General features: G+C 67.2%; 22 protein-coding genes and 1 pseudogene. 10 read left to right on the top strand and 13 right to left on the bottom strand.

What is annotated here, in order from left to right; genetic code table 11:
• Positions 1–195 precede the first annotated feature (195 nt).
• Positions 196–1,512, top strand: a complete 1,317-nt coding sequence (locus ACTJJX_RS01020) for an MFS transporter (RefSeq protein ID WP_003095519.1) — start codon at positions 196–198, stop codon at positions 1,510–1,512.
• Here ACTJJX_RS01020 and ACTJJX_RS01025 read toward each other — a convergent pair.
• Both ACTJJX_RS01025 and ACTJJX_RS01030 read right to left on the bottom strand, forming a co-directional pair.
• Positions 1,503–2,894: a sensor histidine kinase gene (locus ACTJJX_RS01025; RefSeq protein ID WP_003099516.1), complete on the bottom strand. Its 1,392-nt coding sequence runs from the start codon at positions 2,892–2,894 to the stop codon at positions 1,503–1,505. The two genes, ACTJJX_RS01020 and ACTJJX_RS01025, sit on opposite strands and share 10 nt — an antisense overlap.
• Positions 2,873–3,562, bottom strand: a complete 690-nt coding sequence (locus tag ACTJJX_RS01030) for a heavy metal response regulator transcription factor (RefSeq protein ID WP_003095515.1) — start codon at positions 3,560–3,562, stop codon at positions 2,873–2,875. Before ACTJJX_RS01030 ends, ACTJJX_RS01025 begins: the two co-directional genes overlap by 22 nt.
• A 137-nt stretch (positions 3,563–3,699) precedes the next feature.
• Here ACTJJX_RS01030 and ACTJJX_RS01035 point away from each other — a divergent pair, with 137 nt between their 5' ends.
• From ACTJJX_RS01035 to ACTJJX_RS01045, 3 genes are read left to right on the top strand one after another with little or no spacing between them, the layout of a single operon-like run.
• Positions 3,700–4,323, top strand: coding sequence for a hypothetical protein (locus ACTJJX_RS01035; protein WP_003116116.1), 624 nt, complete (start codon positions 3,700–3,702; stop codon positions 4,321–4,323).
• Between the two features lie 53 nt (positions 4,324–4,376).
• Entirely contained in the window at positions 4,377–4,991 is a 615-nt protein-coding gene (locus ACTJJX_RS01040) for a cytochrome b/b6 domain-containing protein (RefSeq protein ID WP_003161310.1), read from the top strand.
• Positions 4,988–5,755 carry a molybdopterin-binding protein gene (locus ACTJJX_RS01045; protein WP_016852186.1) on the top strand — a complete coding sequence of 256 codons (768 nt, stop codon included), beginning with the start codon at positions 4,988–4,990 and terminating at the stop codon, positions 5,753–5,755. The genes ACTJJX_RS01040 and ACTJJX_RS01045 overlap by 4 nt, the downstream gene beginning before the upstream one ends.
• A 113-nt stretch (positions 5,756–5,868) precedes the next feature.
• Here ACTJJX_RS01045 and ACTJJX_RS01050 read toward each other — a convergent pair whose 3' ends face one another.
• Both ACTJJX_RS01050 and ACTJJX_RS01055 read right to left on the bottom strand, forming a co-directional pair.
• Entirely contained in the window at positions 5,869–6,141 is a 273-nt protein-coding gene (locus tag ACTJJX_RS01050; RefSeq protein ID WP_003161884.1) for a hypothetical protein, read from the bottom strand.
• A gap of 275 nt (positions 6,142–6,416) precedes the next feature.
• The gene (locus ACTJJX_RS01055) at positions 6,417–6,950 is read right to left on the bottom strand and encodes a ferritin-like domain-containing protein (protein ID WP_003095503.1); all 534 of its coding nucleotides are present in this window, start codon (positions 6,948–6,950) and stop codon (positions 6,417–6,419) included.
• A gap of 295 nt (positions 6,951–7,245) precedes the next feature.
• Here ACTJJX_RS01055 and ACTJJX_RS01060 point away from each other — a divergent pair, with 295 nt between their 5' ends.
• Entirely contained in the window at positions 7,246–9,315 is a 2,070-nt protein-coding gene (locus ACTJJX_RS01060) for an AsmA family protein (protein ID WP_016852185.1), read from the top strand.
• A 1-nt stretch (position 9,316) separates the two neighbouring features.
• Here the strand turns inward: ACTJJX_RS01060 and brlR are convergent, their stop codons facing one another.
• The gene (gene brlR, locus ACTJJX_RS01065; protein WP_003095496.1) at positions 9,317–10,129 is read right to left on the bottom strand and encodes a c-di-GMP-binding multidrug transporter transcriptional regulator BrlR; all 813 of its coding nucleotides are present in this window, start codon (positions 10,127–10,129) and stop codon (positions 9,317–9,319) included.
• Between the two features lie 146 nt (positions 10,130–10,275).
• On the opposite strand from brlR, the gene ACTJJX_RS01070 reads away from it, so the two are divergent.
• On the top strand, positions 10,276–10,683 hold the full coding sequence (locus ACTJJX_RS01070; RefSeq protein ID WP_003095492.1) for a Rho termination factor N-terminal domain-containing protein: 408 nt from the start codon (positions 10,276–10,278) through the stop codon (positions 10,681–10,683).
• Positions 10,684–10,726: 43 nt separating this feature from the next.
• On the opposite strand, the gene osmE is transcribed toward ACTJJX_RS01070, so the two are convergent.
• Both osmE and ACTJJX_RS01080 read right to left on the bottom strand, forming a co-directional pair.
• Positions 10,727–11,071 carry an osmotically-inducible lipoprotein OsmE gene (gene osmE / locus ACTJJX_RS01075; protein ID WP_003095488.1) on the bottom strand — a complete coding sequence of 115 codons (345 nt, stop codon included), beginning with the start codon at positions 11,069–11,071 and terminating at the stop codon, positions 10,727–10,729.
• Positions 11,072–11,159: 88 nt separating this feature from the next.
• The gene (locus tag ACTJJX_RS01080; RefSeq protein ID WP_003095483.1) at positions 11,160–11,699 is read right to left on the bottom strand and encodes an MOSC domain-containing protein; all 540 of its coding nucleotides are present in this window, start codon (positions 11,697–11,699) and stop codon (positions 11,160–11,162) included.
• 190 nt (positions 11,700–11,889) lie between these two features.
• On the opposite strand from ACTJJX_RS01080, the pseudogene ACTJJX_RS01085 reads away from it, so the two are divergent.
• Positions 11,890–12,006, top strand: a pseudogene (locus tag ACTJJX_RS01085) (PsiF family protein); the annotation flags it as partial.
• A complete protein-coding gene (locus tag ACTJJX_RS01090) occupies positions 12,001–12,270 on the top strand; it encodes a PsiF family protein (RefSeq protein ID WP_058133593.1) in 270 nt (89 codons plus the stop codon). The pseudogene ACTJJX_RS01085 and the gene ACTJJX_RS01090, both read left to right, overlap by 6 nt.
• Before the next feature lie 174 nt (positions 12,271–12,444).
• On the opposite strand, the gene ACTJJX_RS01095 is transcribed toward ACTJJX_RS01090, so the two are convergent.
• Entirely contained in the window at positions 12,445–13,710 is a 1,266-nt protein-coding gene (locus tag ACTJJX_RS01095; protein ID WP_003095476.1) for an Hsp70 family protein, read from the bottom strand.
• 207 nt (positions 13,711–13,917) lie between these two features.
• Here ACTJJX_RS01095 and ACTJJX_RS01100 point away from each other — a divergent pair, with 207 nt between their 5' ends.
• Complete coding sequence (locus ACTJJX_RS01100) at positions 13,918–14,781, top strand: isocitrate lyase/PEP mutase family protein (protein WP_003121125.1); 864 nt, start codon at positions 13,918–13,920, stop codon at positions 14,779–14,781.
• A gap of 91 nt (positions 14,782–14,872) precedes the next feature.
• Here ACTJJX_RS01100 and ACTJJX_RS01105 read toward each other — a convergent pair whose 3' ends face one another.
• On the bottom strand, positions 14,873–15,487 hold the full coding sequence (locus ACTJJX_RS01105) for a hypothetical protein (RefSeq protein WP_003121124.1): 615 nt from the start codon (positions 15,485–15,487) through the stop codon (positions 14,873–14,875).
• 125 nt (positions 15,488–15,612) lie between these two features.
• Here ACTJJX_RS01105 and ACTJJX_RS01110 point away from each other — a divergent pair, with 125 nt between their 5' ends.
• Positions 15,613–15,879 (top strand): DksA/TraR family C4-type zinc finger protein, encoded by a 267-nt coding sequence (locus ACTJJX_RS01110; protein ID WP_003099395.1) that lies wholly within the window; start codon positions 15,613–15,615, stop codon positions 15,877–15,879.
• 9 nt (positions 15,880–15,888) lie between these two features.
• On the opposite strand, the gene ACTJJX_RS01115 is transcribed toward ACTJJX_RS01110, so the two are convergent.
• The 4 genes from ACTJJX_RS01115 to ACTJJX_RS01130 form a co-directional block, all read right to left on the bottom strand.
• Complete coding sequence (locus ACTJJX_RS01115) at positions 15,889–17,256, bottom strand: hypothetical protein (protein ID WP_016852184.1); 1,368 nt, start codon at positions 17,254–17,256, stop codon at positions 15,889–15,891.
• A gap of 118 nt (positions 17,257–17,374) precedes the next feature.
• Positions 17,375–19,075 carry an urease subunit alpha gene (ureC, locus tag ACTJJX_RS01120; protein ID WP_003095453.1) on the bottom strand — a complete coding sequence of 567 codons (1,701 nt, stop codon included), beginning with the start codon at positions 19,073–19,075 and terminating at the stop codon, positions 17,375–17,377.
• A gap of 68 nt (positions 19,076–19,143) precedes the next feature.
• Entirely contained in the window at positions 19,144–19,449 is a 306-nt protein-coding gene (locus ACTJJX_RS01125) for an urease subunit beta (protein WP_003095450.1), read from the bottom strand.
• A 16-nt stretch (positions 19,450–19,465) separates the two neighbouring features.
• Positions 19,466–19,984, bottom strand: coding sequence for an L-methionine sulfoximine N-acetyltransferase (locus ACTJJX_RS01130; protein ID WP_003146239.1), 519 nt, complete (start codon positions 19,982–19,984; stop codon positions 19,466–19,468).
• Positions 19,985–19,991 lie beyond the last annotated feature (7 nt).

The following is a 19,991-nucleotide window of genomic DNA, read 5'->3' on the forward strand; positions in this document are numbered from 1 at the left end:
GTGGCGGGGCCGCTCCGGAGCGGGGATAATGCCGCCCTGTGCACCGCGACGTGGCTTCCGGCCGCCGCGTGGCGTCGGAGTCTCGCCGAACGCAGGACGGCCTGCGCCCGCGATCGGCCAGCAGCGTCGATCCTTCCCGAATCTAACAATGCTCGGCGGATGCCGGCCGTGGGGCCCGTCCGTCCAGGAACCGTCATGTTCAGCCCGCTCGTCACCTTTCCCGCGCTCTACACCGCCACCCTGCTCATGCTGGCCGGCTCCGGCCTGTTCACCACCTACATCGGCCTGCGCCTGACCCAGGAAGGCGCAGGCGACCTGTGGGTCGGCGGGCTGATGGCGTCCTACTATTTCGGCCTGGTCTGCGGTGGAAAATTCGGACACAAGCTGATCGCCAGCTTCGGCCATATCCGCTCCTACGTGGCTTGCGCCGGGATTGCCACCGTGACCGTGCTGCTGCATGCCCTGGTCGATCAGCTGGAAGTCTGGCTGCTGCTGCGCTTCATCACCGGCGCGGTGATGATGAACCAGTACATGGTGATCGAGAGCTGGCTCAACGAGCAGGCCGAGAGCCACCAGCGCGGCAAGGTGTTCGCCGGCTACATGGTCGCCGTCGACCTTGGCCTGGTGCTCGGCCAGGGCCTGCTGGCGCTGAGCCCGACCCTCGACTACAAGCCGCTGCTGCTGGTCGCCATCTGCTTCGCCTCGTGCCTGATCCCGCTGGCCATGACCCGGCGCGTGCACCCGGCCAAGCTGGTCGCCGCGCCGCTGGAAGTGCGTTTCTTCTGGCAGCGCGTGCCGCAGGCGCTGGGCACCATCTTCATCGCCGGCCTGATGGTCGGCGCCTTCTACGGCCTGGCGCCGGTCTACGCCAACCGCAACGGCCTGGATGCCTCGCAATCGAGTTTCTTCGTCGGCATGTGCATCGTCGCCGGCTTCTGTGCGCAGTGGCCGCTGGGCTGGCTGTCCGACCGCCTCGACCGCAGTTGGCTGATCCGCGGCAATGCGGTGCTGCTGTGCCTGGCCTCGATCCCGATGTGGGGGCTGGTGACGCTGCCGTACTGGTTGCTGCTGGCCAACGGGTTCGTTACCGGCATGCTGCTGTTCACCCTTTATCCGCTGGCGGTGGCGCTGGCCAACGACCACGTCGAGCAGCCGCGCCGGGTCGCGTTGTCGGCGATGCTCCTGACCACCTACGGGGTCGGCGCCTGTATCGGTCCGCTGGTGGCCGGCGCGCTGATGCGCCACTTCGGTCCGGGACTGTTCTACATGCTGGTGTCCGGCTACGCGGTGCTGCTGGTGTTCTGGGTGCAGCCCAAGCGCGTCACCGGCGAACACCGGGTCGACGAGGCGCCGCTGCAACACGTGGCGATGCCGGACACGGTCAGCCCGATGGCCGCCACCCTCGACCCGCGCGTCGAGGAAGTGCCGGAGGAGCTGGTGGTGGAGGCGCCGGCGAATATCGGCCGCTCCGACGGCGAGCCGGACGCCGGCGAGAAACCTGCTCAGTCCTGAGCCGGGAACGCCAGGTCGAAGCGGATGCGTCCCGGAGCCGGTGCACTCGCTTCGGCGCGGCCGCCGTGCAGGCGCATGATCGCCTGGACGATGGCCAGGCCGAGACCGCTGGACTGGGCGTCGCTGCGCGCGGCGTCGCCACGGTAGAAACGGTCGAACAGGCGCGACAGCGGTTCGGCCGGCAGCCTGTCGCAGGCGTTCTCCACGCTCAGCAGGAATTCCCCCGATCGGCGCAGGCCGCGCACTTCGATCAGGCTGTCGGCGCTGGCGTAGCGGATGGCGTTGGCCAGCAGGTTGCTCAGCGCCCGGCGGAACAGTTGCGGATCGGCGCGTAGCTGGCCGCTGACCTGGACGTCGAGGCTCAGCCCACGTTCCTCGGCCAGCCCTTCGAAATACTCCGCCTGGCGCCGCAGTTCTTCGCCCAGGTCCAGGCGGCTGCGCTCCACCGCTGCCCGTACGTCGTCGGCGCGAGCGAGGAACAGGATGCTCTCGACCATCCGCGCGATGCGCTCCAGCTCTTCCTGGTTGGAGGCGATCAGCGCCTGGTACTCCTCGTTGCTGCGCGGCTGGCGCAGGGCCACCTGGCCGTGGCCCATCAGCGAACCGATGGGCGTGCGGATCTCATGGGCGAGGTCGGCGGAGAACTGCTGCAGGCGCTGGTAGCCGTCGTCTAGGCGTTCGAGCATGGCGTTGAACGACTGTGCCACCTGCTGCAACTCGGCAGGCGCGGCGGCGACGTCGAGGCGGGTATCCAGGCTGGTCGGATGGATCTCCGCCGCCTTCGCCGCCAGCGTGCGCAGCGGGCGCAGGCCGTGGCGCAGGACCAGCCAGCCGAGCAGGGCGGTGCCGAGGAACGCCAGCAGCACGGCGGCGATGACCCGGTCGCGGTACTGGGCGAGCATCCGCGTCTCGCCCAGCAGCAGGTGCGCGGCGGTGATCTGCAACGGCTCGCGGCCGCCGACCAGGACCTCGGCGGCGAGCACGCGCATCGGGATGCCGTCGTGGGTCAGCGCGGCGTGCACGACGGACGGATTCAACGCCTGGCCGGCGGCGACCACCCGTAGCGACGGCAGGCGTTCGTGGCGCGGGTTGACCGCGACGATCGGCGCCTCGCCGGGCTGACCGAGGAGCAGGATGTCCTGCTCGTTGCCGAGCATGTTCTCGAACAGACGCGGGCGCGCCTTCAGCTCGGCCAGGGTGAGGTTGTCGCGCAGCAGGTTGCGGAAGTGCTCGACCCGGCCGGCGACCATCACGTCGCTGCGCCGCAGCATCGCCTCTTCCACCGAGCGGTACAGGTAGAAGCCGACCGCGCTGACCACCAGCGCCGCCACCGCGGCGAACAGCAGCGCCGCGTAGAGGGTCAGGGAGCGGCGGGCGGGCACGGGCGCTCCTCGCAGACGTAACCGATGCCGCGCACGGTATGGATCAGCTTGTTCGGGAAGGGATTGTCGACCTTGGCGCGCAGGCGCTTGATCGCCACGTCGACGACGTTGGTGTCGCTGTCGAAGTTCATGTCCCAGACCTCCGAGGCGATCAGGGTGCGCGACAGCACCTCGCCCTCGCGGCGCATCAGCAGGTGCAGGAGGGCGAACTCCTTGTTGGTCAGGGCGATCACCTGCCCCTGGCGGCTGACCTTGCGCCGCAGCACGTCCAGCTGCAGATCGGCCAGTTGCACCTGCTCTGCCTCGCGGACCACGCCGCGGCGCAGCAGGGTACGGATACGCAGCAGCAACTCGGTGAAGGAGAAGGGTTTCACCAGGTAGTCGTCAGCACCCAGTTCGAGGCCGCGGATACGGTCTTGCAGCTGGTCGCGGGCGGTGAGGAAGAGCACCGGCACATCGTGCTTCTTGCGCAGCACTTCCATGATCTGCCAACCGTCCAGGCCGGGCAGCATCACGTCGAGGACCACCAGGTCGTAGCGGTTCTCCAGCGCCAGGTAGAGACCGTCGGCGCCGTGCTGCGACCAGTCGACCGCATAGCCCGACTCGCCGAGGCCCTTCTTCAGGTACTCGCCGGTCTTCGTATCGTCTTCGATCACCAGGATGCGCATGTCTCGTTCCCCCTCGTTCGCCGCCATTCTAGCCAGCGCGCGGCGCGGATTCGGTGACATTTTTGTCATGCGAAAGTCATCTCCGGGTACCGCCGGCGGGGCGACCATCGAGGCTCAACCCCACCGAGGATCGACCGATGCTTCGACTCAAGGCTTCCCCCGCGCTGTTCTTCGGCCTGCTCCTGGCCAGTGCCGCCAGCTTCGCCGCGCAACCGCCTGCGGGCATGCTGCAGCCGCTGCGCGGCACCATCCAGCAGGCCGCCGACGACCACCTGCAACTGAAGGCCCGCAACGGCCAGCAACTGACGGTCAGGCTCACCGACAAGACCGCGATTCGCGCCGTGTCGCTGGCGAAGCCGGAGGACATCCAGCCCGACAGCTTCATCGGCACCGCCGCTGTGCCGCAGCCCGACGGCACCCTGAAGGCCCTCGAGGTGCATGTCTTCGCCCCCAGCCTGCGCGGCAGCGGCGAAGGCCACCGGCCCTGGGAGAACGCCGATGGCAGCGCCTCGACCATGACCAACGGTACGGTCGGCAACCTGGTGGTCAGCCAGGGCCGGCGCATGACCGTGAAATACGGCGATGGCGAGAAGACCGTGGTGGTGCCGGACGACGTGCCCATCGTCAGCCTGGAGCCGGGCGAGCGCAGCCTGCTCAAGCCTGGCGCCAAGGTCGTGCTGTTCCCGCAGAAGGGCGCCGACGGCAGCCTCACCGCCCTGGCCATCTCGGTCGGCAAGGACGGCGTGACCCCGCCGATGTGAGGTTTCGCCGGGACGGCGCGTCCGTCCCGGCCGGGTTTCCTGGGAGAAAAGCCATGAACCGTGCGTTGCACGCCTGGCCGGTGAGACTCTGCCACTGGCTCAATGCCTATGCCATGGCCTGCCTGATCGGCAGCGGCTGGGGCATCTACAACGCTTCGCCGCTGCTGGATTTCCGTTTTCCCGCCTGGGCGACCCTCGGCGGCTGGCTCGGCGGTTCCATCGCCTGGCATCTCGCCGCCATGTGGCTGCTGCTCGGCAACGGCCTGTGCTACCTCGCCCACGGACTGTCCAGCGGGCATTTTCGTCGCGACTTCCTGCCTTTGAGCGCGGCCGGCGTCTGGCGCGACCTGCGCCTCGCCCTCGGCCTGCGCCTGGTCCATGAGCCGGGCCGCTACAACGCGGTGCAGCGCCTGCTGTACTGGCTGGTCCTGGCGCTCGGCGCGCTGCTGGTGCTGTCCGGGCTGGCGATCTGGAAACCGGTGCAACTGCACGGGCTGACCGCGCTGTTCGGTGGCTTCCAGGGGGCGCGCTGGGTGCATTTCCTGGCCATGGCCGGGGTCGTCGGGTTCGTCGTCGTGCACCTGCTGCTGGTGCTGTTGGTGCCGCGCACCCTGCTGCCGATGATCATCGGACGCGAGTGGCGGCGCGGACGGAGGAGCGAAGGATGAAGGGGCCGGAGAAGAAGCGCGCGAAGATCGCGATCGACCCGTCCAGCGAGCGGCAGATAGTCGATTTGCAACGCCGCCTGCTGTTGCGCGGCGGCCTGTCCCTGGGCGCCCTGGCGATGCTCTCGGGGTGCCGGCTACAGGATGGCGATTCGGTCGACAAGGTACTCTGGGCCATGTCGCGCTGGAACGACCGGGTCCAGGCCTGGCTGTTCAGCCGTACGCGGCTGGCGCCGACCTTCGATCCGTCGCAGGTGGCCTCGCCGTTCCCCTTCAACGCGTTCTACCCGGCCTACAACGTGCCGGAGATCGACCTGCCGGAATACCGCCTGCAGGTTTCCGGGCGGGTCCGCGACAAGCGCCCCTGGAGCCTGGAGCAACTGCGCCGGCTGCCGCAGGCCAGCCAGGTCACGCAACTGATCTGCATCGAGGGCTGGAGCGCGATCGGCCAGTGGAGCGGAGTGCCGCTGCGCACCTTCCTGGAGCTGGTCGGCGCCGACACCTCGGCGAAGTACGTTGGCTTCAAGTGCGCCGACCGCTACTACTCCAGCCTCGACATGCCCAGCGCGCTGCATCCGCAGACCCTGCTGGCGCTGGAGATGTCCGGGCAGGCGCTGCCGGAGGAGAACGGCTATCCGCTGCGCCTGCGGATTCCCACCAAGCTCGGCTTCAAGAACGCCAAGCACGTGGTGGAGATCTTCGTCAGCAACAGCAATCCCGGAGGTTACTGGGAGGACCAGGGCTACAACTGGTTCAGCGGAGTCTGAGGCGGGAGAGTGCGGCTTGCCTCGGGCCATGCGCCCAGCGCGACAGGGATGGGAAAATAGGAAAGCCCGGCATCGAGCCGGGCTTTTCTCGCGCCTTGCGGCGTAACGAGCGGTCAGGCGGTGCGCAGGTCGAAACGGCTCATGCTGCGATGCAGGCGGTCCACGGTCTGTTCGCTGCCGTTGTCGGCCAGGCGGGCTTCGGCCTTGGTCATGTCCTTGTGCAGGCGGTCGACGGTCTGCTCGCTGCCGTTGTCGGCGATGCGCAGTTCGACGCTGGACATGTCCTGGTGCAGCCGGTCGATGGTGCGGCTGGAGCCATCGGCGGCGAAGGCGGCGTTGGCGGTCAGGGTGGCGAGGGCGAGGCCGAGGATCAGGGAAGCTTTCATGACGGTGACTCCGAGTGGGTTGTCGATTGCGTTGGAGTCATTTTCAGTTCGGATAAGTCGATTTAAAAACGAAGTGCGATGATAGTGTCTATCGACATGGGTGATTATGTGTTTTCTTATTATTTATCAGTAAGTTAGTTGATTATTTTTGTGATGTCGAAGATTTCGTAAAGGATAGTTAGCTTTTCTCTATTTAATCGATAAATTGGATAAATAAGGCGAAAAGAAAAGCCGGCGCTGCGGGCGCCGGCTCTCGGACGGGTCTTGCTCTGGAGTCAGGCGAGGTCGTCGAGGATGTCGGCCATGTCGTCCGCGTGTTCTTCTTCCTGGGCCAGGATTTCCTCGAAAATGCGTCGGGTGGTGGGGTCGTCGTTACCGAGGTAGGTGATGATCTCGCGATAGCTGTCGATGGCGATGCGCTCGGCGATCAGGTTCTCGGTGACCATGTCCTTCAGGGTCTTGCCTTCGACGTATTCGGCATGGGAGCGCTCCTCCAGGCCGCGCGGATTGAAGTCCGGCTCGCCGCCCAGTTGCATGATGCGCTCGGCCAACTGGTCGGCATGCTGCATTTCCTGGTTGGCGTGCTCGAGGAACTCGGCGGCGGCGATGCTCGCCTTAAGGCCGGTGGCCATGAAGTAGTGGCGCTTGTAGCGCAGGAAGCAGACCAACTCGGTGGCGAGCGCTTCGTTGAGCAGGCGCAGGACGGTCTGGCGATCGGCCGAATAGCCTTCGGTGACCGCGCCTTCCTGGATGTTCTTGCGGGCACGGTCGCGAAGGGTCTGGACGTCCGTCAGTTGAACGGTGGTCATCGGTTTTCTCCTTGAGGCTGATCCGGTGAAAAGGGCCGGCTCTGCGGCCGGCTTTTTCTGCTTACCTAAGGTGTGAGTCCCGCGCGGTCGAAAAAGTTTTATCGACCCGCCGCCGAACTGGCCTTTTGCCTGAAATGCGTGGGACGGGGAGCAATGCCGGCGTTTCGCCGGTCCTAACGGAACGGGCCGGCGTATTCGCGCTGGCGAGTCCATGGGCCAGCCTGCACACTGACGGGCTGAGCGAGGCGCGCTGCCGCGCCTGCCCGACAACCGACGCGGCGAAAAGGAGTTGTGCATGACGCGCGGCCGAAAGATCCTGACCTGGAGCCTCGCCAGCCTGGTCCTGCTGCTGGCGGCGTTGGTGGTGTTCATCGCCACCTTCGACTGGAACCTGATCAAGCCCACCCTCAACGAAAAGGTCTCGGCGGCGCTGAACCGCCCGTTCGCCATCAACGGCAACCTCGCCGTGGCCTGGCGCCGCGAGGAGGGCGAGGAAGGCTGGCGCGCCTGGATCCCCTGGCCGCGCTTCAGCGCCGAGGACATCACCCTCGGCAACCCGGAGTGGACGGCGGGCAAGACCAAGGCGAGCGAGTTCGCCAGCCTGGAACGCATCGAATTCCGCCTCGCGCTGTTGCCGTTGCTCTGGCAGACCATCCGCATTCCACAGATCAAGCTGACCCAGCCGCGCGCCGACCTCCTGCGCCTGGCCGACGGCCGCGCCAACTGGGATTTCGACCTGCCTGCCAGCGACAGCGACGAGCCGTCCGCCTGGCAACTGGACATCCGCGAGATCGGTTTCGACAAGGGTAGCGTCAGCCTCGACGACCAGCGTTTGAAGACCCGCCTGGAAGTGCTGGTCGACCCGCTCGGCAAGCCGGTGCCGTTCGGTCAGTTGGCCGGCAAGGCGCTGGCCACGGGCGATGCGGCGAACGCCCAGGACTATGTGTTCGGCTGGAAGGTCAAGGGCACCTACAAGGGCCAGGCTCTGGCCGGCTCGGGCAAGGTCGGCGGGATGCTGGCGTTGCAGGATGCGAGCAAGCCCTTCCCGCTACAGGCCGAGGTCAGTGCCGGCAGCACCCGTGCCGCGGTGGTCGGCACCCTGACCGACCCGCTCAACCTCGGCGCCCTCGACCTGCGCCTGAAGCTGTCCGGGACCAGCATGGCCAATCTCTATCCGCTGACCGGCATCACCCTGCCGGACACTCCGGCCTACTCCACCGACGGACACCTGCTGGCGCGGCTCAAGGAGGAGGGCGGCGCACTGTTCCGCTACGAGAACTTCAACGGCAAGGTCGGCGCCAGCGACCTGCACGGCAGCCTGACCTTCGTCGCTCGCCAGCCTAGGCCGAAGCTGTCCGGCAAGCTGACCTCCGAGCAGCTGCGCTTCGCCGACCTCGGCCCGCTGATCGGCGCCGACAGCAATGCCGAAAAACAGAAGCGCGGGCAGACCAGCCGCCAGCCGGGCGACAAGGTGCTGCCGGTGGAGGAATTCCGTACCGAGCGCTGGCGCGACATGGACGCCGACGTGGAATTCACCGGCAAGCGTATCGTCCACAGCGACCAGTTGCCGATCAGCGACCTCTATACCCATCTGGTGCTCAACGACGGCCTGCTGCGCCTGGAGCCCCTGCGCTTCGGCGTGGCCGGCGGCAAGCTGGAGTCGGACATCCGCCTGGACGGCGGCAAGCAGCCGATGCAGAGCCGAGTGAAGATGAGCGCGCGGGGCTTCAAGCTGAAGCAGTTGTTCCCCGGCTTCGCGCCGATGCAGACCAGCTTCGGCGAGCTGAACGGCGACGCCAGTCTCAGCGGCAGTGGCAATTCGGTGGCGAAGATCCTCGGCGGCGCCGATGGCGAATTGAAGATGCTGATCAACGACGGCGCGATCAGCAAGGGCCTGACCGAAATCGCCGGCCTCAATGTCGGAAACTACCTGGTGACCAAGCTGTTCGGCGACGACGAGGTGAAGATCAACTGCGCGGCCGCCGACTTCGGCCTGCAGAAGGGCCTGATGACCAGCCGGCTGTTCGTCTTCGACACCGAGAACGCGCTGGTCAACGTCGACGGCACGGTGAACTTCGCCAATGAGAAGCTCGATCTCGATGTCACCCCGCACAGCAAGGGCTTGCGGATCTTCTCGCTGCGCTCGCCGCTGTACGTGCGCGGCACCTTCGCCAAGCCCGACGCCGGGGTCCATGCCGGGCCGCTGGTGGCGCGCGGCGCGGGAATGATAGCCCTCGGCGTGACGGTGGGCCCGGCGGCCAGCCTGCTGGCGCTGGTGGCGCCGAGCAAAAGCGACGACAACCAGTGCACCGCGCTGCTGCAGCGCATGCGCTTGCCAGCCAAGGTGCCGGCCGGCAAGCGCTGATTCAGTAGATGGGGATATACAGGTCGACTTGCGAGTTCGGATCCAGCGGTCCGCGGAAACGCTGGTCGTAGTATTCGAAGTCGACCCCCGCCTTGGGCTCCAGGCCGCGTTCGGCGAGCAGGTGGCTGTAGATCGCCTGGAAGCTCTCGGCGATCTGCGGCGCCGTGCCCTTGTGGGTGAACACCGCGTACTTCTGCGCTGGCACCTGGAAGCGCACCATGCCCTCCGGCACCGGCCAGCCCTCCTGCACCTCGAAGCCGGCGACGTAGTGGAATTCGCCGTTGGGCTGCTGCGCGCAGATGCCATAGGAGACCTCGGGATCGTGCTTGCCGGCGATCTCGTGCTCGCGCGGGATGAAGCGTTCCCAGAGCTGGCCGATGGTGTCGCCGGGGGCGCTGCCGAAGTATTCCATGCCCACCACGCTGAAGGCGGGACGTTCGACGATTCGTGCATGCATGTTGCGGATCCTCCAGTGGGCGAGCGTCGCCAGGGTTCGGTCGAGTTCCGCCAGCAGGCGCTGGCGGGCGCTGATCTCTTCGCGCAGGGTGTGCTGGTGTCGTTGCAGGAAATGCCGCAGGCGTTGCGGGTCGTCCAGCGCGCCATCGCGTTTCAGGCGGTCGATGGCTTCCAGCGGAACGTCCAGCCGGCGCAGCGCGAGTATGCGCGAGAGCTGCTCGATCTGTTCCGGCTGGTAGTAGCGGTAGCCGTTGTCGCTACCGGTGCGCGCGGGGACGAACAGGCCGATGGCATCGTAGTGGCGAAGCGTCTTGGTGGAGATCTCGAAGATTCGCGCCAGTTGGCCGATGGTGAGCATTTCCGGTTCCTGCTGCGGGATACCGGCAGACTACGGATTGCCCCTGGGGCAAGGTCAAGGGGTTTGTGCCGGTGCGCACTTTCTCTGAACGTCCGCCGTCGCCTCCCGGTCCCAACAGTGAACCCATCGCAAAGGGAGATATCCCCATGCCCCGTGGCGACAAGAGCAAGTACAGCGACAAGCAGCAGCGCAAGGCCGAGCACATCGAGGAGAGCTACAAGGCCAAGGGTGTGAGCGAATCGGAAGCCGAGGCGCGCGCCTGGGCGACGGTGAACAAGCAGTCCGGCGGCGGCGAGCGCAAGGGCGGTTCCGGCCGCGCCAAGAGCGAGACGGCCAAGCGCGCCGACCGCAAGGACTCGGCCCATCGCGCCGCCCAGGCCCGCTCAGGGAGACCGGCCAACCGCGGCTCGGCGAGCCGTGGCAAACGTCAAGGCAGTACCTCGGTGAGCGAGATGACCCGCGAGGAATTGATGCAGCTGGCGCGCAAGCGCGACATCCGCGGTCGTTCGACGATGCGCAAGGCCGAACTGATCGAGGCCCTGTCCCGGGCCTGAACGCAGACGCCCCGCCTCCGTAAGGAAGCGGGGCGTCGAGCCGTCAGGGGCGGGCGTCGCGCTCGTGGCGGTCCAGCTCGGAGCAGCTCAGGAAGCCCGAGCCGTCGACCTTGCCGCTGCCGTCGAAACTGACGTAGAACGGCTGCTGCTGGCCGTCCTTGTTGAGGATGTAGCTGTTGCAGCTCCCCGGTTTCATCAGGCGCTTCTGGGTGCCGGAAGGCGTGCCGCCGATGCGCAGGACTTCCTGCTGGCTCATGCCTTTCTCGACATCCTTGACCAGCGGTTCGTTGCGGAAGGTGATGTAGTTGACCGGGTTCTGCACCTTGGTCGACGCGCAGCCGGCCAGGGTTGCCATCACGAACAGTGCCGCCAGTGACTGCTTGTACATGCTGTGACTCCTTGTGGTTGAGCGGTGCTTGCCAACATTGGAACGCAGGCCCTCGCGCAGAGTTCGCCCGGAATCGCGGCGGATTGCCTCAGACCTTCTCCAGGGCCCGGTGCGGCAAGGGGGGCAGCTGGATATCGATGGCGTCGCCGGGGCGAACCTCGCCGTCTTCCAGGACGATCGCCATCACCCCGGCCTTGCGAATCAGGTTGCCCTGTTCGTCGCGGCCGAGCACGGCGGCGGTCAGTCCGGGCTGGTAGTTGTCCAGCTGCGAGCAGGGATTGCGCAGGCCGGTCAGCTCGACCAGGGCGCTTTCCCCCAGGCGCAGGCGGGTGCCGGTGGGCAGGCCGAGCAGGTCGACGCCACGGGTGGTGATGTTCTCGCCCATGGTCCCCGGGCCGATGGCGAAGCCGCTGGCGCGTAGCTCGTCGTGCAGTTCCTCGTGGATCAGGTGGACCTGGCGCAGGTTCGGCTGGGTCGGGTCCTGCCGCACCCGCGAGCGGTGCTTCACGGTGACGCCGTGGTGGGCGTCGCCCTCGACGCCGAGACCTTTCAGGAGGCGGATGGCGGGACGCACCTGCTTGCTGAACGCGTGGGTGGCGCAGAGGCTCACCGCGATGACCTGTTGCATGGAACTCCTCCTCGTGCGAGGCGTCAGTCTAGCCGCGAAACATGACGCTTGTCGCAAGCGCACAGGACGCGTTCCCAGCCCCTGCAAAGCCCGCCGCAGTCGCTAGACTTCAGCGCACCTGCATGCGAACGTGCAGCCCTTCAAGGAGAGTTCGATGAATATCCTGCGTATCCCGATGTTCGTATTGGCCATGGCCGTCTCGGCCCATGGTTTCGCTGCCACCGCGCAGCAGGAGAAGATGACCGCCTGCAACGCCGAGGCCACCACCAAGGCGCTCAAGGGCGACGAACGCAAGGCGTTCATGAGCGGCTGCCTGAAGGCCGGCGCGCCTGCCGGCGGCAAGGCCACCGCCCAGCAGGAGAAGATGAAGAGCTGCAACGCCGACGCCAGTGCCAAGTCGCTCAAGGGCGACGAACGCAAGGCGTTCATGAGCAGTTGCCTGAAGGCCGGCGGCAGCGCCAAGGCGGCGACCCAGCAGGAGAAGATGAAGACCTGCAACGCCGATGCCACCGCCAAGGCGCTCAAGGGCGACGAACGCAAGGCGTTCATGAGCACCTGCCTGAAGAAGTGAGCCCCACCCTCGTCGGGCTCGGTGTGGCGGCGGATAACGCCTGTGGCGCTATCCGCCCTGCGGACGGGTGTGGCGTGGTCTTGGCGTAGGGCGAATAACCGCTCGCGGTTATCCGCCATGGCGGGCCCGGTGTGACCTTATCCCCCTATAGGGCAGGGGCGCGGCCAGGGCGGCTCAGCCGTAGCGCTTCTTCGCCTCGATGGCCAGGCCACTGCCGATGCTGCCGAACAGGTTGCCCTCGACATGACGGGCGTTGGGCAGCATCGCCGAGACGCTCCGGCGCAGCGCCGGAATGCCGCTCGAACCGCCGGTGAAGAACACCGTGTCGACCCGGTCCGGGTCGACCCCGGCCGAGGCCAGCAGTTGCGCGACGCTGTTGCGCACGCGCTCCAGCAGTCCGTCGACGGCGTTCTCGAACAGCCCACGGGTCAGCTCCACGCCGAGCCCGGCCTCGATGCGCTCCAGCGAGAGGTGCAGGCGCTCGGTTTCGGTCAGGCGGATCTTGCTGTCTTCCACCTGCATCGCCAGCCAGTGCCCGGCGCGTTCCTCGATGAGCCTGAAGAGGCGGTCGATGCCGGTGCTGTCGACGATGTCGTAGCGCATGTTCTTCAGCGCCAATTGCGACTTCTGCGCGTACACCGCGTTGATGGTGTGCCAGGTGGCCAGGTTCAGGTGGTAGCTGGTGGGCATGAAGGCGTCGCTCTTCATCCGGCTGCCGTAGCCGAACAGCGGCATCACGCCTTCCAGGCTGAGCTGCTTGTCGAAGTCGGTACCGCCGATGTGCACGCCGCCGGTGGCCAGGATGTCGTCCTGGCGCTCGGCCAGGTTGCGCCGCTCCGGCGCCAGGCGCACCAGGGAGAAGTCCGAGGTGCCGCCGCCGATGTCGACGATCAGGACCAGTTCCTCGCGCTGGATGCCGCGCTCGTAGTCGAAGGCCGCGGCGATCGGTTCGTACTGGAAGGAAACCTCCTTGAAGCCGAGCTTGTTGGCCACCTGCACCAGGGTGTCCTGGGCCTCGCGGTCGGCCTCCGGGTCGTCGTCGACGAAGAACACCGGGCGACCCAGCACCACCGCGTCGAAGGCTTGCCCGGCGGCGGCCTCGCCGCGCGCCTTGAGCTGGCCGATGAACAGGCCGAGCAGGTCCTTGAACGGCAGGGCGCTGCCGAGCACGGTGGTCTCGCTCTTCAGCAGCTTGGAGCCCAGCAGGCTCTTCAGCGAGCGCATCAGCCGGCCCTCGTAGCCCTCCAGGTACTCGCCGAGCGCCTGGCGGCCGTAGACCGGGCGGCGCTCCTCGACGTTGAAGAACACCACCGAGGGCAGGGTGATCTTGCCGTCCTCCAGCTCGATCAGCGGTTCGACCTCCGGCCGCCACCAGCCGACGGTGGAGTTGGAGGTGCCAAAATCGATGCCCAGGGCGCGGGCGGCGGTGCTCGGGTTCATGGCGCGAAACGGTCCGGGAAAAAAACGGCCGCGCAGTGTATGCGAGAGCGTCGTAGATTTCACCGCCGGCGATCGGCAGGAAGCGTCCTGGGACGTCCGTGCGGGCCGCCCCGACCTTTGTATACGGATTTGCCAAGGGGCCTGCGCATGGTGCTATGTTGGCGCTGCTTTCCCACTCCGTCTTGCCGTGTTGTCCTGGATTTCGCCATGCATAGAGCCTCACACCATGAGTTGCGTGCGATGTTTCGCGCGCTGTTGGACTCCTCCCGTTGCTACCACACCGCTTCCGTGTTCGATCCCATGTCGGCGCGTATCGCCGCCGACCTCGGCTTCGAGTGCGGTATCCTCGGCGGTTCGGTGGCTTCCCTGCAGGTCCTGGCGGCGCCGGACTTCGCCCTGATCACCCTCAGCGAATTCGTCGAGCAGGCCACCCGCATCGGCCGGGTGGCGCGCCTGCCGGTGATCGCCGACGCCGACCACGGCTACGGCAACGCGCTGAACGTGATGCGTACGGTGGTCGAACTGGAGCGCGCCGGAATCGCCGCGCTGACCATCGAGGACACCCTGCTGCCGGCGCAGTTCGGGCGCAAGTCCACCGACCTGATCTGCGTCGAGGAAGGCGTCGGCAAGATCCGCGCGGCCCTGGAGGCGAGGGTCGACCCGGCGTTGACCATCATTGCCCGGACCAACGCCGAACTGATCGACGTCGATGCGGTGATCCAGCGCACCCTGGCCTACCAGGAAGCCGGCGCCGATGGTATCTGCCTGGTCGGCGTGCGCGACTTCGCCCACCTCGAGGCGATCGCCGAGCACCTGCACATCCCGCTGATGCTGGTCACCTACGGTAATCCGCAACTGCGCGACGACGCCCGCCTGGCGCGGCTCGGCGTGCGTGTCGTGGTCAACGGCCACGCCGCCTATTTCGCCGCGATCAAGGCGACCTACGACTGCCTGCGCGAGGAGCGCGGTGCGGTGGCCTCGGACCTGACCGCCTCGGAGCTGTCGAAGAAGTACACCTTCCCCGAGGAATACCAGGCCTGGGCCCGCGACTACATGGAAGTCAAAGAGTAGGCGATTTCAGGCCAGGCCCATGTTGCGCTGCCGCGCCTGCAGGTCGGCGACGCCCGCCAATGCGCAGAAGGTCGCAGTGCGACAGGCTGGCTCAGGATCGCCCGGAGCGCTCGCGTCGCTTGCGTTCGCGGTAGGCGGCCTGGTTGGCCAGGCGCCGCTGCGCCGAACCGGGGCGGTTGGCCGACTGGGCGCGGTACAGGCGCTGGGCGTAGACCAGTTCCATGTAGCGTTGCATCGCCCGGCTGTTGAACAGCAGCCAGGCACAGGCGCCGCCGCCGAGCGCCACCAGGCCCGACGTCTCGCCGCTGGCCAGGCGCAGCAGGAGCCCGGTGGCGACCAGCAGCAGGCTGGCGTCGCGGGCCAGGCGCGGGCCGAGGCTGGCGCCACGGGAGAGCAGGGCGATCAGCCACAGCCAGGCCGCCAGCAGCGGCAGGGCGGAGAGCCAGCCCAGCGGCCGCAAAGGAGCCTCCGGCAATGCCAGGCGCAGCGCGGCAAGACCCAGCGGCGCGGCACCGAGCAGCAGCGCCAGGCTGCCGAGCAGCGGTGCGTAGAGACCGGGATGACGGCGCGGATACAGGCCGTGCAGTTGCCGGACGCTATAGCGGTCCTCCGGCGCCGGCAGGGCGAACGGATCGCCGGCGAGCGCGGCGTCGAGCTGGCGGCCCTGGTCGATCAGGTGGGCGAGGCGGCGGAACGGTCCCATCATGCGGTGTACCTCCAGGCTTGGCTGGCGATTGTGCCACGCCAGGCCGATGGTCGCGCCGCCCTTGCAAAGCCGCGGGCGAACGCCCATATCTGGAGGTTCCAGGGTTTCAGCCAGAGGAGTCAGTCATGGCCAGCGGGTGGGCGAACGACGGTGCGGTGCAGGAACAGATCGACAGCACGATCGAGGATGCCATCGCTCGTGCGCGCAGCCAGTTGCCTCGTGGCGAGAGCCTGACCCATTGCGAAGAGTGCGACGCGACTATCCCCGAAGCGCGGCGCCGAGCGATTCCCGGCGTGCGCCTGTGCGTCAACTGCCAGGCCGAGCACGACAGGGAACAGGCGAAGTTCAGCGGCTACAACCGCCGCGGCAGCAAGGACAGCCAGTTGCGCTGAAGGCCTGCCTCAGTTTTCCCGATAGCGTTCCTTCACCCATTGCTCCACCGGCGACAGGGTGCGCATTCCCACGCCCAGCGGATCGTCCATGTCATGCTGGCTGGAGGCGGTCCAGCGCGGGTCGATGAAGGACCAGGCCAGGCCCGCCGGGCCCTGGTCGCGGTAGGTACCGAAAACGTCGTTGAGGCCCAGCGGCTCCGCGTTGCGCAGCCATTGCCCGTTGAAGCTGTCGCCGTTGATGGTGCGGTCCGAGATCCAGCGACCGTCGTCGTAATGGAAAGCCATCACTCGCCAGCGATGCTCGCACCAGTGGCAGGCGTCGTCGTCGACGTAGAAGGCTTCGACGAAGATTTTCTTCCCGCCGATGTCGAGGAAGGTCGAGTAATCGTCGGTATGGCGCGGGGCCAGGCTCAGTCGGCTGCCGTCGCCGAGGTCGATGAAGCGATCGGGGGCGTAGGGCGAGCGCGGCGAAAGGCTCATCAGGACCCTGGCGTAGTCGTCCCGCTGCTGCGGGTCGGCGACCAGTGCCTGGCGCTCCGCGGCGGTCAGCGCGAAGCGCTCGCTGCCTCGGCCGACCACGTCTTCCAGCTGACGCTGGTCGCGCGGCAGGGTGCCGTCGAGGCCGGCGTACAGGTTGACCGCCTGGATGAACCGGGCGACGTCGATGTCGAGCATTTCCGGATAGCCGGAATGGGCGGTCAGCGCGCCGTCCTTCAGGTCGTAGATCACCGACCAGCGCGTCCCTCCCGAACCGCCGGCGTAGGACAGGTAGCCCAGGCGCAGTTCGTCGCGGCCGTCGCCGTCGTAGTCGGCGACTTCCAGTTGGCTGAGGCTGAACAGCTGGGGGAAGGCATAATCGGTTTCGAACTGCTCGCGCGGTTTCCGCTTCGCGTCCGGATCGAAGGGGACCAACTGGATCTTCCGGTATTCCCGGAGGCTCAGCTCGACCATGTTCTTCTGGATATCCAGGAACGGGGAGAGGTTGAGCAGCGAGGAGAGGAGGCCGGGTTCGGCGATGTAGAACACCTTCACCAGCGGCAGGTTGGTCCGTCCCTGGTTCCGCTCCAGGCGCTCGATGACCTGGTCGTCCATGGCGAAGGCCTTGCCGACGAAGCGCCGATTGCCGTAGGCGACCAGGAATTTCTCGCCGAAGCCGAGCAGGTCGGCGCCCTTGATCTCCACCTCGTAGTCCGCCGGAAAGCGCGCGAGGATGGCTTGGCGCAGCATCACGTCCTTCTTGCTGATGGGAATCTCGCCGTACTGGTAGAGCTGGTAGGTCCAGTAGAGGAAGTAGCTCACCACGACGATGGCCGTTGCCTGGAAGGCCTTGGCCAGATACGGGGTGGAAGCGTTGCGGGACGATTGGCGGGAGGACATGGACGGACTGCCGGCGGCTACGGGTAGGCGCCATTGTCGCCGCTAGCGCCGACAAGCCAAGCTGTCCGAACGGAGCGGTCGACGTCCCGGCGTGGCGCCGGGACCCGTCGCGTGGGAATCAGAACAGGAAATAGCGCTGCGCCATCGGCAGCACGTCCGCCGGTTCGCACCAGAGCAACTGGCCGTCGGCGCGTACCTGGTAGTTCTGTGCGTCGACCTCGATGGTCGGCAGGTAGCCGTTGTGGATCAGGTCGGTCTTCTGCACACCGCGACAGCCGCTGACCACGCCGATGGCCTTGCGCAGGCCGAGCTGCTGCGGTACGCCGGCGGCGAAGGCGGCCTGGCTGACGAAGGTCAGGCTGGTCGCGTGACGGCTGCCGGCGTAGCTGGCGAACATCGGTCGGTAGTGCACCGGCTGCGGCGTGGGGATCGAGCCGTTGATGTCGCCCATCAGGCTGGCGGCGATGGCCCCGCCCTTGAGGATCAGGCTCGGCTTGACGCCGAAGAAGGCCGGGCGCCAGAGCACCAGGTCGGCCCACTTGCCGGCTTCGACGGAGCCCACTTCATGGCTGATGCCGTGGGTGATCGCCGGGTTGATGGTGTACTTGGCGATGTAGCGCCTGGCGCGGAAGTTGTCGTTGCGCGCACCGTCGCCGTCGAGGCGGCCGCGCTGGCGCTTCATCTTGTCGGCGGTCTGCCAGGTGCGCGTGATCACTTCGCCGACCCGGCCCATGGCCTGGCTGTCGGAGCTGATCATGCTGAACGCGCCGAGGTCGTGGAGGATGTCCTCGGCGGCGATGGTCTCGCGGCGGATGCGCGACTCGGCGAAGGCCACGTCCTCGGCGATGGCCGGGTCGAGGTGGTGGCAGACCATCAGCATGTCCAGGTGCTCGTCGATGGTATTGCGGGTGAACGGCCGTGTCGGGTTGGTCGAGCTGGGCAGCACGTTGGCGAAGCCGCAGGCCTTGATGATGTCCGGTGCGTGGCCGCCGCCGGCGCCCTCGGTGTGGTAGGTGTGGATGGTGCGGCCCTTGAAGGCGCCGAGGGTGGTCTCGACGAAGCCGGATTCGTTGAGGGTGTCGGTGTGGATCGCCACCTGGATGTCGTGGCGCTCGGCGACCTCCAGGCAGTTGTCGATCGCCGCCGGGGTGCTGCCCCAGTCCTCGTGCAGCTTCAGGCCGATGGCGCCGGCGAGTACCTGCTCCTCCAGCGGCAGCGGCAGGCTGGCGTTGCCCTTGCCGGTGAAGCCGATGTTCATCGGGAAGGCGTCGGCGGCCTGGAGCATCCGCGCCATGTGCCAGGGACCGGAGGTGCAGGTGGTGGCGTTGGTCCCGGCGGCGGGGCCGGTGCCGCCGCCGATCATGGTGGTGACGCCGCTCATCAGCGCCTCTTCGATCTGCTGCGGGCAGATGAAGTGGATGTGCGTGTCGATGCCGCCGGCGGTGAGGATCATGCCCTCGCCGGCGATCACCTCGGTGCCGGCGCCGATGGCGATGTTTACCCCGGGCTGGATGTCCGGGTTGCCGGCCTTGCCGATGGCCTGGATGCGCCCGTCCTTGAGACCGACGTCGGCCTTGACCACGCCCCAGTGGTCGAGGATCAGCGCATTGGTGATCACCGTGTCGACCACCTGCGCCGCGCCCAGCTGGCTCTGGCCCATGCCGTCGCGGATGACCTTGCCGCCGCCGAACTTCACTTCCTCGCCATAGACGGTGAAGTCCCGTTCCACCTCGAGCCACAGGTCGGTGTCGGCCAGGCGCACGCGGTCGCCGACGGTGGGGCCGAACATGTCGGCGTAGGCTTGTCTGCTGATTTTCATCGAACGCTCCTTTGGCGATCGTCGGTGTTCGCTGTCTTTCCTCGGACCTGGCCAGTTGGGAATGGGCCCTAGAGGTCCCCCATCACCCGCCCGGCAAAGCCGTATACCCGCCGTCCGCCGCCGATTTCCACCAGCTCCACCTCGCGGCTCTGCCCCGGTTCGAAGCGCACCGCGGTGCCGGCGGCGATGTTCAGGCGCATGCCACGGGTGGCCGGACGGTCGAAGGCGAGGGCGTCGTTGACCTCGAAGAAGTGGTAGTGCGAGCCGACCTGGATCGGCCGGTCGCCGGTGTTCGCCACGCTCAGGGCGAGGGTGCGGCGGCCGGCGTTGAGTTCGATATCGCCGGGCTGGATGTCGTATTCACCGGGGATCATGGGGGCTCCTTGGGGCTCAGGGCGCGCTGCGCGTCGGGTCGAGGTTCAGTTGCATGAAGGTCAGGTCGAGCCAGCGGCCGAACTTCTGGCCCACCTGCGGCATCTGCCCGCTGATCTCGAAGCCGAGGCGCCGGTGCAGGCCGATCGAGGCGGCATTGCCGCTTTCGATGGCGGCCACCATGACGTGCAGGCCCTGGGCCCGCGCACGTTCGATCAGCGCCAGCAGCAGTTGCACGCCGAGGCCTTTGCCGCGCTGGTCGTCGCGCACGTAGACGGAGTGCTCGACGGTGCCGCGGAAGCCCTCGAAGGGTCGCCAGTCGCCGTAGGAGGCGTAGCCGAGCACTTCGCCGGCGGCGTCGCTCGCCACCAGGATCGGGTAGCCCTGGCGGGCGCGGGTGTCGAACCAGGCCTGGCGGTTGGCCAGGTCCACCGGGGTTTCGTTCCAGATCGCCGTGGTATTGCCCACGGCGTCGTTGTAGATGGCGAGGATGCCGGGCAGGTCGGCGACGCCGGCGTCGCGGATCGAAGCGCTCATGGCCGGC

It is taken from the genome of Pseudomonas sp. 22490, from assembly GCF_052044465.1.
Lineage (GTDB): Bacteria > Pseudomonadota > Gammaproteobacteria > Pseudomonadales > Pseudomonadaceae > Pseudomonas > Pseudomonas aeruginosa.

Bases quoted from the DNA above. Each gene is read 5' to 3' on its own strand.
- ACTJJX_RS01115 (WP_016852184.1), bottom strand. From the start codon at position 17,256: ATGTCCTCCCGCCAATCGTCCCGCAACGCTTCCACCCCGTATCTGGCC.
- ACTJJX_RS01055 (WP_003095503.1), bottom strand. From the start codon at position 6,950: ATGACCACCGTTCAACTGACGGACGTCCAGACCCTTCGCGACCGTGCC.
- ACTJJX_RS01070 (WP_003095492.1), top strand. From the start codon at position 10,276: ATGCCCCGTGGCGACAAGAGCAAGTACAGCGACAAGCAGCAGCGCAAG.
- ACTJJX_RS01035 (WP_003116116.1), top strand. From the start codon at position 3,700: ATGCTTCGACTCAAGGCTTCCCCCGCGCTGTTCTTCGGCCTGCTCCTG.
- ACTJJX_RS01100 (WP_003121125.1), top strand. From the start codon at position 13,918: ATGCATAGAGCCTCACACCATGAGTTGCGTGCGATGTTTCGCGCGCTG.
- ACTJJX_RS01095 (WP_003095476.1), bottom strand. From the start codon at position 13,710: ATGAACCCGAGCACCGCCGCCCGCGCCCTGGGCATCGATTTTGGCACC.
- ACTJJX_RS01125 (WP_003095450.1), bottom strand. From the start codon at position 19,449: ATGATCCCCGGTGAATACGACATCCAGCCCGGCGATATCGAACTCAAC.
- ACTJJX_RS01050 (WP_003161884.1), bottom strand. From the start codon at position 6,141: ATGAAAGCTTCCCTGATCCTCGGCCTCGCCCTCGCCACCCTGACCGCC.
- ACTJJX_RS01110 (WP_003099395.1), top strand. From the start codon at position 15,613: ATGGCCAGCGGGTGGGCGAACGACGGTGCGGTGCAGGAACAGATCGAC.
- ACTJJX_RS01080 (WP_003095483.1), bottom strand. From the start codon at position 11,699: ATGCAACAGGTCATCGCGGTGAGCCTCTGCGCCACCCACGCGTTCAGC.
- ureC (WP_003095453.1), bottom strand. From the start codon at position 19,075: ATGAAAATCAGCAGACAAGCCTACGCCGACATGTTCGGCCCCACCGTC.
- ACTJJX_RS01130 (WP_003146239.1), bottom strand. From the start codon at position 19,984: ATGAGCGCTTCGATCCGCGACGCCGGCGTCGCCGACCTGCCCGGCATC.
- ACTJJX_RS01105 (WP_003121124.1), bottom strand. From the start codon at position 15,487: ATGATGGGACCGTTCCGCCGCCTCGCCCACCTGATCGACCAGGGCCGC.
- ACTJJX_RS01090 (WP_058133593.1), top strand. From the start codon at position 12,001: ATGAGCGGCTGCCTGAAGGCCGGCGCGCCTGCCGGCGGCAAGGCCACC.
- ACTJJX_RS01020 (WP_003095519.1), top strand. From the start codon at position 196: ATGTTCAGCCCGCTCGTCACCTTTCCCGCGCTCTACACCGCCACCCTG.
- ACTJJX_RS01030 (WP_003095515.1), bottom strand. From the start codon at position 3,562: ATGCGCATCCTGGTGATCGAAGACGATACGAAGACCGGCGAGTACCTG.
- ACTJJX_RS01060 (WP_016852185.1), top strand. From the start codon at position 7,246: ATGACGCGCGGCCGAAAGATCCTGACCTGGAGCCTCGCCAGCCTGGTC.
- ACTJJX_RS01040 (WP_003161310.1), top strand. From the start codon at position 4,377: ATGAACCGTGCGTTGCACGCCTGGCCGGTGAGACTCTGCCACTGGCTC.
- ACTJJX_RS01045 (WP_016852186.1), top strand. From the start codon at position 4,988: ATGAAGGGGCCGGAGAAGAAGCGCGCGAAGATCGCGATCGACCCGTCC.
- brlR (WP_003095496.1), bottom strand. From the start codon at position 10,129: ATGCTCACCATCGGCCAACTGGCGCGAATCTTCGAGATCTCCACCAAG.
- osmE (WP_003095488.1), bottom strand. From the start codon at position 11,071: ATGTACAAGCAGTCACTGGCGGCACTGTTCGTGATGGCAACCCTGGCC.